This window comes from Clostridia bacterium (assembly GCA_036562685.1).
In the GTDB taxonomy this organism is placed as follows: domain Bacteria; phylum Bacillota; class Clostridia; order Christensenellales; family DUVY01; genus DUVY01.
Genome location: DATCJR010000092.1, coordinates 40,994 through 51,572, shown reverse-complemented (window position 1 = coordinate 51,572; position 10,579 = coordinate 40,994). Strand labels below are relative to the sequence as shown.

Annotated in this window: 13 protein-coding genes; 9 read left to right on the top strand and 4 right to left on the bottom strand. The window is 39.5% G+C overall.

Annotation, left to right across the window (positions count from 1 at the left end):
- The 3 genes from VIL26_04390 to VIL26_04380 form a co-directional block, all read right to left on the bottom strand.
- Positions 1 to 204, bottom strand: a 204-nt coding sequence (locus VIL26_04390; protein ID HEY8390173.1) for a hypothetical protein, incomplete at its 3' end; no start/stop codon positions are given.
- Between the two features lie 33 nt (positions 205 to 237).
- Complete coding sequence (locus VIL26_04385) at positions 238 to 441, bottom strand: hypothetical protein (GenBank protein HEY8390172.1); 204 nt, start codon at positions 439 to 441, stop codon at positions 238 to 240.
- A 147-nt stretch (positions 442 to 588) separates the two neighbouring features.
- Entirely contained in the window at positions 589 to 1,017 is a 429-nt protein-coding gene (locus VIL26_04380; protein HEY8390171.1) for a hypothetical protein, read from the bottom strand.
- A 212-nt stretch (positions 1,018 to 1,229) separates the two neighbouring features.
- On the opposite strand from VIL26_04380, the gene VIL26_04375 reads away from it, so the two are divergent.
- Positions 1,230 to 1,769, top strand: coding sequence for a sigma-70 region 4 domain-containing protein (locus VIL26_04375; protein HEY8390170.1), 540 nt, complete (start codon positions 1,230 to 1,232; stop codon positions 1,767 to 1,769).
- Between the two features lie 48 nt (positions 1,770 to 1,817).
- Here VIL26_04375 and VIL26_04370 read toward each other — a convergent pair whose 3' ends face one another.
- The gene (locus VIL26_04370; GenBank protein HEY8390169.1) at positions 1,818 to 2,555 is read right to left on the bottom strand and encodes an SH3 domain-containing protein; all 738 of its coding nucleotides are present in this window, start codon (positions 2,553 to 2,555) and stop codon (positions 1,818 to 1,820) included.
- 80 nt (positions 2,556 to 2,635) lie between these two features.
- Here VIL26_04370 and VIL26_04365 point away from each other — a divergent pair, with 80 nt between their 5' ends.
- The 8 genes from VIL26_04365 (at position 2,636) to VIL26_04330 (ending at position 10,571) form a co-directional block, all read left to right on the top strand.
- Positions 2,636 to 4,072 carry a phage terminase large subunit gene (locus tag VIL26_04365; protein HEY8390168.1) on the top strand — a complete coding sequence of 479 codons (1,437 nt, stop codon included), beginning with the start codon at positions 2,636 to 2,638 and terminating at the stop codon, positions 4,070 to 4,072.
- The gene (locus VIL26_04360; protein HEY8390167.1) at positions 4,069 to 4,428 is read left to right on the top strand and encodes a hypothetical protein; all 360 of its coding nucleotides are present in this window, start codon (positions 4,069 to 4,071) and stop codon (positions 4,426 to 4,428) included. Before VIL26_04365 ends, VIL26_04360 begins: the two co-directional genes overlap by 4 nt.
- 108 nt (positions 4,429 to 4,536) lie before the next feature.
- Positions 4,537 to 6,396, top strand: coding sequence for a hypothetical protein (locus tag VIL26_04355; GenBank protein HEY8390166.1), 1,860 nt, complete (start codon positions 4,537 to 4,539; stop codon positions 6,394 to 6,396).
- Positions 6,389 to 7,045 carry a hypothetical protein gene (locus VIL26_04350; GenBank protein ID HEY8390165.1) on the top strand — a complete coding sequence of 219 codons (657 nt, stop codon included), beginning with the start codon at positions 6,389 to 6,391 and terminating at the stop codon, positions 7,043 to 7,045. Before VIL26_04355 ends, VIL26_04350 begins: the two co-directional genes overlap by 8 nt.
- Positions 7,046 to 8,200, top strand: coding sequence for a phage major capsid protein (locus VIL26_04345; protein HEY8390164.1), 1,155 nt, complete (start codon positions 7,046 to 7,048; stop codon positions 8,198 to 8,200).
- 74 nt (positions 8,201 to 8,274) lie between these two features.
- Positions 8,275 to 8,511 carry a hypothetical protein gene (locus VIL26_04340; GenBank protein ID HEY8390163.1) on the top strand — a complete coding sequence of 79 codons (237 nt, stop codon included), beginning with the start codon at positions 8,275 to 8,277 and terminating at the stop codon, positions 8,509 to 8,511.
- A 13-nt stretch (positions 8,512 to 8,524) separates the two neighbouring features.
- Positions 8,525 to 9,091 (top strand): hypothetical protein, encoded by a 567-nt coding sequence (locus tag VIL26_04335; protein ID HEY8390162.1) that lies wholly within the window; start codon positions 8,525 to 8,527, stop codon positions 9,089 to 9,091.
- A 1-nt stretch (position 9,092) separates the two neighbouring features.
- Positions 9,093 to 10,571, top strand: a complete 1,479-nt coding sequence (locus VIL26_04330) for a hypothetical protein (GenBank protein ID HEY8390161.1) — start codon at positions 9,093 to 9,095, stop codon at positions 10,569 to 10,571.
- Positions 10,572 to 10,579: the final 8 nt, after the last annotated feature.

The following is a 10,579-nucleotide window of genomic DNA, read 5'->3' as shown; positions in this document are numbered from 1 at the left end:
TCTTTTGGTTTTGTTACCGTCTTTATCTTTTTTTGCCAAATATATTCCATCAAAATATTCATACGAAATAGAGCTTATTTCGACGCCCGTTCTAGTCTTGCCATTTTCTGTAATGGAATATGTATAATAATGTGTCGTTTTTGTTGCGGACTTGACCTGTCCGTCTTTAGAAACATAATATCCGTTCGCCTGTGTTAAAATCACGTCTTTTATTGCGATCCATTCTTCCTGAACTGATTAGTCTATGGCTATAGAATCAGTATTAACAGCAGAACGAAATTCTTCTAGTGTTATATCTTCAAACTGTGCCTGAGTTACATCAAAAGATATATCCTTACTAAAATCAATTGTTGATTCTTCCTCTTTTTTGCAGGCAAATAAAAATGTAATCAAAAATAACGCAACAAGAAATAAGGCGAGTAATTTTTTTCTCGTACTCATCATTTTTCTCCTTAATAATTCTATGATAATATGAATATATAAAAATAAAGATAATATGTCAGTATTAAACAAAAAAGTTGTTAAAAAAAATCAAAATAACTCAATAAAAAATCACTCGTTTGTGAGTGATTTTTTTTTGGGAAGAGGTTATAAAAACTTCTTTAGCTGCTGAACATTGTTTTCTTCATGCTTGAGAAGTCTTTGCATCAGTTCTCTTATATCTTCTTCGGCTTCGGTTACTTTTTTTAGATTTTTAATAACTTTAATTATACCCATATTGCTTCCAATAAGCATCATTTCTGCTATCTTTGAATCGGTGTTGTTAAATATGGTTTCCACATTTAGCATAATGCAGGCGGACAGCCTTTTGCAAAAACCTGGCTCTTCTTCTTTAAAGTTGTGTTTGTTGAGAAGTTCTCTCGCTTTTTCTAAGATAGCTTTATATTCTTCAAGCTGGGATTCTAGCACCTTTTTAAATTCTTCACTTTTAACCATACCCACAGCTTGTTTTATGGTATAAACGCCCATAGACGTATTTTTGTAGATATAATTGAGTAAATCAGCTGTTTTATTCATATTTGTACACTCCTTTCATATAAAATTGTTCCCCAAAACTTATTTAAAAATTCATATTTATAATTCATTATGACAAAAACATCAAAAGAAAATTTTATAATAAATGCTTTCAATATAAATATTTTCTATCTCAAAAATACAATTATTTGTCATAATCCACTTGTAAACAAATGTTTAGATATGGTATTTTGGTAGTGAGGCGGAGGTGATATATGAATTACGAATTTATCAATGCTATGCTTCAAGGTTATGAACAACTTCAGATTTTGGCGGACATATCGGATAGAAAGGTAATGGACATCGCCATAAAATCATCAGGAATAGACGGACAACCGCATGAAATTTTTGGCGATATAAAGGCGATTACTGATTTGACCAATTACAAAATCGACCTTATCAATCTCAAGGTTTTGGTTATGGATATGATTAACAGTCTGCCGTATAAATATCGTCAGGTAGCAAGAAAAAGATACATAGAAAGAAAAAAAGTGCATGATATCGCTAAGATGCTTGGGCTAAGCATCCGAAGTATTTTTAGACTATTAGAAGATCTGCCTGAGGTTTGTAATGAGTATTTTATAAAAAACGGATTTGATGATGATTGGTTTTTGAAAACTTATGGAAATCAAAAATGGCTTATGAAATTGTGCGTTCAAAAAACTAAAAACACACAAAAGAAAGAAAAGCCTGACATAAAAATTATACCAAAAGCAGTTTATATGCAAAGACAGGGGATAATGTACGAAAAATAAGCAGCCTTAAGTTTTGGCTGCTTTTTATGACAAAAAACCTATTGAAATTTAGGCTGTTTTTCTAGGCTTGAAAATAAGATAGATTATAAACACTATCGGGATGCAAACAGCTAGAGCAATTATTATTTGAGTCCAGAAGGTGTATTTGTCATTGAGTATCTCGTCTGGATCTTTTTCGTTGCTTACGGGCATGGGAGAGATATCGTTTGGATATATTATTTCGCTGTTTAGCGTTATATAGTCCGAATACACATATCCGTACAAGGTCTGCGTGCCGGTGTTGATTTTGACATAATACCAATATGCCGAACCGCTGTTTAGTTCTTGTCCGGATGTTTTGTTGTAATATTCAACGCTTGTGCCTGAAGGCAAGGTTGTTATAAGGGCAGAGCTTGTGTCAGGCAGTGAACGGACATTGACCGTAATATCACCGTTGATTTTTAGGGACAGATTGGTAGGAAAAACCGAGACGGGCACATAGTTTTTTATATTAATAGCTGAAAATTTGACATAACCGACTACATCAACATACCTAACCTTATAAAAAACATCATCAATTTTTTCCAACACTTCTACAAAATAAGTTTCAGGCAAATAAAAATAGATGTTGTCCAAAGTATCCGAATTGACAGGATTGCGGTAGAGTACAGACTTTGACTCCACGATCAGTCCATAGCCTAAATTTCCGTTTTGCGCATGAGTTTTTTTTGGGTATGTCCAAAAACCGCCGAATACAGATACAATCGACAAAAGCAAAAAAATAAAAAAGCAAAACAACCTCTTCATCAACTAAAATTATACGCCCCGCAAGTTAACTTTTATACTATGATTTTCTGACTTTGTGTCGAATAATGTTAAGTTTGATTATGGATATAAACCAAAAAATTCAAAAATATCTCAAATTAAAAAAAGAACTGGATTTAAGAAGCGTTTCAGATAAATTGTCAAAATACAACACAGGCGAAAAAGTTCACAAAAAACAGCTTATGTTTCATAACGCTTGCGCACGCACGCGCTTTGTCTTTGGAGGAAATCGAAGCGGAAAAACAGAATGCGGGGCGGTGGAAACAGTGTGGACGCTGTTAGGCAATCACCCATATAAACCCAACCGCCCCAATGTAAGCGGCTGGGCGGTTTCGCTGTCTAGTCAGGTATCTCGCGATGTCGCACAAAGAAAGATTTTGGAATATTTGCCTAAGCGGTGCATTGCAGATGTGGTTATGTCGTCAGGTTCTAAAGACAATTATTCTGAGGGCGTGATTGATTATATCTTGGTCAAAAATGTTTTCGGCGGAATATCTAGACTTGGGTTTAAAAGCTGCGATCAGGGCAGAGAAAAATTTCAAGGCACTAGTCTTGATTTTGTATGGATAGACGAAGAGCCGCCAAAAGACATATACGATGAATGCCGCATGAGGCTGCTGGACAAAAAAGGCTATATCTGGGTAACCATGACTCCCTTAAAAGGGCTTAACTGGGTGTATGAACTGATATTCAAAAACCAAAAGAACGATCCAGATTTGTGGCATATTCACATGGAATGGGCGGACAATCCGTACTTAGATAAAGCAGAAATAGAGCGTATGACTAGACTGTTAGACAGCGAAGAACTGGATTCAAGACGGTACGGCAAGTTTTCAGGGTTAGGCGGACTTGTATATAAAGAGTTTGACACCAGTGTGCATGTGATAGAACCGTTCAGCGTGCCTGTTGAATGGTATGACAATATTTCGATAGACCCAGGTCTAAACAATCCGCTTTCGGCGCATTGGTACGCTGTGGACTATGACGGCAATGTATATGTGATAGCCGAGCATTATCAGGCAGGAAAGGATGTAAAGTATCATGCCGACCGAATCAAAAAAATATGCGCGGATCTTGGATGGATTAAAGATAAATCGGGGCATATATCCGCACTGATAGACAGTGCGGCGGCGGCAAAGACATTGGCAGGCACGAAAAGCGTAAGCGAGCTTTTTTATGACGAGGGCATCCATGTCAATCACAAGGTCAACAAAGATGTGTTTTCGGGGATTTCGCGTGTCAAATATTATCTAAAAGGCGAAAACGGCAAGCCCAAGTTATATGTTTTTTCGCATTGCGTCAACATGATCAAGGAGTTTTTGTCTTACCGCTGGGATGCGGGCGATATGCCCAAAAAGGAATTAGACCATGCTATGGACGAACTCAGGTATTACATAATGAGCCGCCCCGAACCGCCTGAAATAAAAACAAACAAGAGCATAATCACCAAAGATAAAGAAAGGCTTATCAAAAGGTTAAGGCAGGGGTACAGAATGTGAAAGATGATTTTTTGAAGGTGATAGCAAAAAAAGCGCAAGGCTACAATGTCAATGAAGTTGTTGAAGAATATGTCATGGACGAGGAAGGGCTAAAACTAACCAAGAAAAAAGTAACCAAAAAGCATATTCCGCCCGACCTTGCGGCAGCAAAACTGCTTATTGATATGGAACAGAATATTAATGAGATGTCAGACCAAGAGTTGGAGAACGAAATCAACAAACTCAAGCACGAAATTATGGAGGAGCTAAATAGTGGAAATAGTCAAGCTGAAATACGTGTCCCGCTGCGAGATGGGAGTTTGCCCCAACAAAGCGGAGTTTGCGATAAGGGCAAAAAGGCTGGGGATAAGAAATGAAATTCATATATGCAGCGCTTGCCTGGATACTTTAACCAAAGAAGGTGCAAAGGTTTTAAAAGCGCATAGCAAAACAAAAAAGAGCCAAGAAAACAAGGTAGAAAAAATATGAAAAAAGAAATACCCAAAAGCAGTCTTTATCTGTTTGGCGGAAAAAGCGTAGAAGAACTAATCCAGGAAATAAGAAGCGATTATCAAAACAGACGCAACCAAAGAAGAAAATATGAGCTTCAATGGCAGCTTAATATGAATTTTGTGCTGGGAAATCAATACTGCGACATAGCCTCAAACGGTGAAATACAGGATTGCGACAAGCAGTTTTTTTGGCAGGAAAGGCAGGTGTATAACCACCTCGCGCCTATACTTGAAACACGACTTGCCAAGCTCAACAGGGTGCGTCCTGTTATGAGCGTTGTGCCTGCTACTGATTCTGATTCGGATATTTATACCGCCAAGGTGTCGTCCATGCTGCTTAATTCTATTTATCATAAAAACGATTTGAGCCGATTGATTTCACAGGCCACGGTATGGAGCGAAACGTGCGGAACTGTTTTTTATAAAATCGGCTGGGATAAAAACGCAGGCAAAATTGCTGGAAAACTTGAAGACGGAACGCCTGTTTATCAGGGCGACATATCTATAACGGTTGTGCCGCCATTTGAAATATATCCCGATTATCTCAATTCGTGCGAAGTCGAGGATTGCCAGAGTCTTATTCACGCAAGAGCATGCGAGGTTGATTATATCAAGGACACATGGGGTATAACCGTTTCGGGCGAAGATGTCAATGTGTTTGGTCTGTATCAGTCAGAAAAAAATATTACTCAAACGCCAAAAAAACATTCGATAGTAATAGAGTTTTATCAAAAGCCGACCAAGCAATTCCCTAAAGGCAGGCTGATTATAATCACTCAAGACAAGCTGTTGCATATCGGAGAACTACCTTATAATGTAGGCGCGGAGAATACGCCTGCGTTCCCTTTTGTAAAACAAACCTGCACCAAGACTGCAGGAAGTTTTTTTGGGATCAGCATAATCGAACGAGCTATACCTGTTCAGCGAAGCTATAATGCAGTAAAAAACAGAAAAGCTGAGTTTTTGAACCGATTAGCGGCGGGCGTGCTGGCGGTAGAAGACGGTGCGGTTGATATAGACGAGCTTACAGAAGACGGTTTGCCGCCCGGCAAAATCGTGGTGTATAGACAAGGTGCCAATCCGCCTGTTTTTATGGATACGGGCAGACTGCCCAGCGAACTAAACGCAGAAGAAGACCGCATAATGTCAGAGTTTATCAGCATAAGCGGCGTGTCCGAGATCATGCGTAACAGCCAGGTGCCTAACAGTGTTTCGTCTGGCGTAGGCTTGCAGCTGCTTATCGAACAGGACGACACAAGGCTTTCTATGAGCGCGGAGTTTATCCGTGATGCGATCAAGTCTATCGCTAAAATGATTTTGCGCATTTACAGGGAATATTCGAACGAAGCGCGCGTGCTAAAAATCGTAGGCGAAAACGGCGACTTGGAGACATATTATTGGAAAAAAAGCGATCTCAATAGCGATGATGTGGTGTTTGCTTCTGAAAACGAACTTAATCAGACTCCAGCCAATAAGCGAAGTTTTGTTTTTGATTTGCTAAAAACGGGGATACTAGCGGACGAAAATGGCAAAATAAGCAATCGCATGCGGCATAAGATTTTGGAGATGCTGGGGCTTGGAATTTACGAAAACGCGCGCGATATAGACGGGTTACATATCAAGCAGGCGCAAAGAGAAAACCTTGCGTTATTGGAGCAAGACCAGGATGCAAGCGAAATAGACAATCATGAACTGCATATCGAAGAGCATATCAAATATATGCTTTCAGACGGTTTTTCTAAAAAAGATAGCATAAAAGAACGGTTTTTAAAACACATAAGACATCACAAAGCGATTATGAGTTTATCTAACAAGGGTGAAATCAATGAATGATATTACTCTTTCTAAGTTCAAGTCAACAGAAGAGCTTTTGAAGGCGTACAACAACCTGCATTCGGCTTATACAAAAAAATGTCAGGAATACGCCGCCTTAAAAAAGCAATTAGAAAACGAAAAACAAGATTTTCAGCAAAAGACACTTGAAACCCAAAACCAAGATCAAATAGTTCAAAATGACCAAGTTGCAGACAACCCGTTGTCGCCCGGACAGGATAACGGCAGCGAGCCTGTAAAACAAGAAGAGCAAGCAAACGACCAAACAGAGCTTGTGATTGACAGGTTTTTTGAACAGTATCCGCAGGCAAAAGAATATGCGCTTGAAATCGGACAGGCGCTTAATACTATGAAGCCTGAGTTTAACGATTTGCTCGCAGCTTTTAATGCGGTGCTTATCTCCAAGGTTCAGCATCCGGCGGATATTTTGAAAGACGAGAAGTTCCTAAATGATTTTGTTTATCAAAACGAAGAAATAAGACAGCATTTTATCAATGATTATTTGTCCAAACTTGTAAGCGTCAATGTTCCAAGAACGATTTGCGGACAGAGTACGGTGATAAGCGTTTTGCCCCCGATTCGTCCCAAAAATCTAAAAGACGCGCAAAGTCTGGCAAAAGAACTTTTATCAAAAAAAGGAGAGTTTTAGATGGTAACATTAACCAATGCCGAAAGCGTATTAAAAACAGTTTATCTTGATGTGGTAAGCAATCAATTAAACACCGAAATAAATCCGTTTTTGGCTAAGATAAAGCAATCGACAGAAGACGTATGGGGAAAAGAAGTGCGAAAACTTGCGCCTTTTGGCATTAACGGCGGCATAGGCGCAGGCACAGAAGATGGAGATTTGCCCTCTGCGTATGGCAATCAATATGTTCAATTTGTAAGCACGCTAAAAAATCTTTACGGTCAAATTGAGATTTCAGACAAGGCAATACGAGCTTCTTCTAGCAGCGTAGGAGCGTTTGTAAATCTTCTTAATGCGGAAATGGAAGGCTTGTTAAAAGCCAGCGCTTTCAACTTAGGGCGAATGCTCTATGGCGACGGAAGCGGGCTTGTAGCGACCGTTACGGACGCAGGAACGGGCACTTGCGCAGTGGATTGTGTGCGAAACCTGATAGAAGGGCTTGCCGTTGACATCTATTCGGGTGAAGAAAAGGTAGCGTCTTCTAAAAGAATTACCGCCATTGACCGCGACACAAAAACCATATATTTTGCGGATAAAACATTGGCGGTTTCGGCGCAGGCTAAGCTGTATGTCCAGGGTTCATATAACAATGAAATCACAGGACTTGGCGCAATCTTTTCAGACAGCAAGACATTATATGGTGTTGACAGAACAGCGCACCGCTGGATGAAACCTTATATAAAAGAAGTCAACGGCGACATCACCGAAATCATTATGCAGCAGGCGATAGACCGTTTGGAAGAAGTCAACGGATCTAAGGTGGATTTTATTGTTTGTTCTGCGGGCGTAAAACGCAATTATCAGGACTATATGCTGTCTTTTAAGCGCAATATTGACGTCATGGACCTTGCCGGCGGATATAAGGCTTTGACCTTTAACGGAATACCGCTTATTTCTGACAGGTTTATAAAAAGCGGCGAAATGTATCTGCTTAACAGTACTGATTTTAAGCTTCATCAGTTATGCGATTGGAAGTGGCTTGAAAATGAGCAGGGCAGAATTTTGAGACAAAACCAAGGCAAACCTACATACGCCGCAACATTGGTAAAATATGCGGAATTTGTATGCGACAGACCCGCAGGACAAGCCAAGCTGACAGGAATAACAGAAAGTTAATGAAAGATAAGCTAAGCCTCTTAAGAAAAATAAGGGGCTTAGCTTTTAAATAGAGAGCCAAAGGGTAAAAGACAATGAAGATTATCATAAAAGATGATTTATATGACATAGCCAGCAGGCTTAAGAGCATTGACAGCGGATATTTTGTTATGTTTGACACAATCTCAAAAAGCTACGAGGTGCATAACAGCAACAACATAGGCAGTACTTTTTGTCTAAATGTTCCCTATAAAGAGCTTGACGCACGCACTATAACCTATGTCCGAAAAACGATGACTTCACGCTTTGATCCCAAAATCATTAATATATAAAGGCGGTTTTTTTATGGTACTAAAAGATATTATTATAGACACTGCGACTATGCTGAAATTAGACGCGGTATTAGCATTGCCTGAAATAGGCGGAGATGCCGAGGACGAGCAGGCGCAAAAGGATTTGGACTTAATAAAAAAATGCATAAATCTAACCTTAAATGAAATAGCAAGCGATTATATACCTCTTAATTATGTCCAAGATGTTTTGGTAGCCGACGGTAAAATTCCATATACGGCCTTAAACAAAACTGCTTTGAAAATTAAGTCAATAAAAGACGACAAGGGCAAGGACTGCTTTTTTAAGGTGTATCCGTCTTATATTTATACAGATTGCGAGGGTAATTGCGAAATTGAATATTGCTATATTCCTGCCCAAGTAGAAGAGCTGGATCAAGTGATAGAAAACGACCCAAAAGTAACTTCCAGATTGATAGCATACGGCGCGGCAAGAGAATATTGTCTTGTTATGTCCATGTATGAAGAAGCGCAGAGCTTTGATTCTAGATACAAACAAACCCTGCAAAATATCGCCAGCCAAAACACCGTACTCAAAATTCCCAAAAGGTTATGGAGATAATATGTTTTATCATCAAAATCTAAAAACGCCCAAAGTGCGCAACACAATAGTAGAGTTTGCAAATTTCAGCGGCGGAATGGTGCGTGATATTGATTCCAACATAATGCCTATAAAGTACGCCTTTAATACATATAACTTTGACATTTCGGACGGTGCGTTAAAGGACGGGCTTGGCATACAGGCGTTGTCGTCAGAACATCTGGAAAAAACAAAAGAATTAGTTTACCCCCAAGGACAGATAAAAGCCGCATGGCAGTATTACCGCTATGACTTTTCGCTGCTTAGACGAGATGACAAGCTGATACTTTATATGTCAGACGGATTTCTTTACTATAACGATATTTTTGGGGCGTCTTGCGAATTTACCAAAATTCCTAACTCATACTTTTCCAGCACGCCCAATTTTCTCAATTACCGCCTTAACAGCGAAGATGTTTTGATTGTCACTTCGCCCACAGACGAAATGCTGGTCTTTAATGGAGTTGACGAGCCATACAGGGTAGAACAAGCTCCCAAGATTGCGTCTATGACCGTTCATTATGAAAGGCTGTTTGCCACATCGACAGGCGAGAGCAATCAGATCTGGTTTTCAAAAGAGCTTGATCCGATTAACTGGGATATAAACCTTGAAAGCGCAGGCTTTATAGAAATGAACGACGAGAGAGGCGCGCTTTTAAAGGTTATGAGTTTTTTGGACTATGTCTATGTTTTTAGAGAGTTTGGCATAACAAGAATAAGCGCGTATGCAGACCAGACGCAGTTTTTTGTTTCGCACCTGTTCACTTCCAGCGGCAGAATATGCAAAAACACCGTTACCTTGTGCGGCGACCATGTGATATTTTTGACTTCAAGCGGACTGTATGCTTTTGACGGATTGCAGACATACCGAATAATGGACGAAATCACCAGAGCGATAAAAGATATAGACAACGCCCACGCAGTCTTTTATAACGGAAAATATTATCTTGCCTGCCGATTTGATTTTTCGGACGGTCAAAAGGTTTTGTGCGAAAACTCAGATCATGTGTGCAATGCGGTTATTGAATACGACACAGCCAAAAAAACATACATAGTTTACAGGGGCATAGATGTCGGTAGTTTTTTGGTTTTAAAAATCGGTTCAAAAGAGCTTTTGACTTTTTGTTCGCACAGTGAACATTCAGGTATTTTGAGCGTTTTGTCTGCATGCGGTCAATATTATGGTCAGGAATTTTTGAAGGTCTGGCAGTCGCCATATACCGATCTGGGGCGCGGAGATTATATAAAAACACTCAAAGCCATATGCCTTGTGAGTCATACGCCTTGCGAAATTGTTATTAATGCAGACGGAAAAGTATATAAGCTCAAAGTCCAGGGCAGCAGGGCGGTAACCAGAATACCGTTCAGGCTAAAATTCAGACTTATAAGTATTTCGTTTTTGGTTTTAAGCTCCAATAGCTACATAACCCGTCCTATGCTTGAACTCAATATCACAAAATAGGGGGTTAA

Bases quoted from the DNA above. Each gene is read 5' to 3' on its own strand.
- VIL26_04345 (HEY8390164.1), top strand. From the start codon at position 7,046: ATGGTAACATTAACCAATGCCGAAAGCGTATTAAAAACAGTTTATCTT.
- VIL26_04330 (HEY8390161.1), top strand. From the start codon at position 9,093: ATGTTTTATCATCAAAATCTAAAAACGCCCAAAGTGCGCAACACAATA.
- VIL26_04370 (HEY8390169.1), bottom strand. From the start codon at position 2,555: ATGAAGAGGTTGTTTTGCTTTTTTATTTTTTTGCTTTTGTCGATTGTA.
- VIL26_04365 (HEY8390168.1), top strand. From the start codon at position 2,636: ATGGATATAAACCAAAAAATTCAAAAATATCTCAAATTAAAAAAAGAA.
- VIL26_04385 (HEY8390172.1), bottom strand. From the start codon at position 441: ATGAGTACGAGAAAAAAATTACTCGCCTTATTTCTTGTTGCGTTATTT.
- VIL26_04350 (HEY8390165.1), top strand. From the start codon at position 6,389: ATGAATGATATTACTCTTTCTAAGTTCAAGTCAACAGAAGAGCTTTTG.
- VIL26_04335 (HEY8390162.1), top strand. From the start codon at position 8,525: ATGGTACTAAAAGATATTATTATAGACACTGCGACTATGCTGAAATTA.
- VIL26_04380 (HEY8390171.1), bottom strand. From the start codon at position 1,017: ATGAATAAAACAGCTGATTTACTCAATTATATCTACAAAAATACGTCT.
- VIL26_04355 (HEY8390166.1), top strand. From the start codon at position 4,537: ATGAAAAAAGAAATACCCAAAAGCAGTCTTTATCTGTTTGGCGGAAAA.
- VIL26_04340 (HEY8390163.1), top strand. From the start codon at position 8,275: ATGAAGATTATCATAAAAGATGATTTATATGACATAGCCAGCAGGCTT.
- VIL26_04375 (HEY8390170.1), top strand. From the start codon at position 1,230: ATGAATTACGAATTTATCAATGCTATGCTTCAAGGTTATGAACAACTT.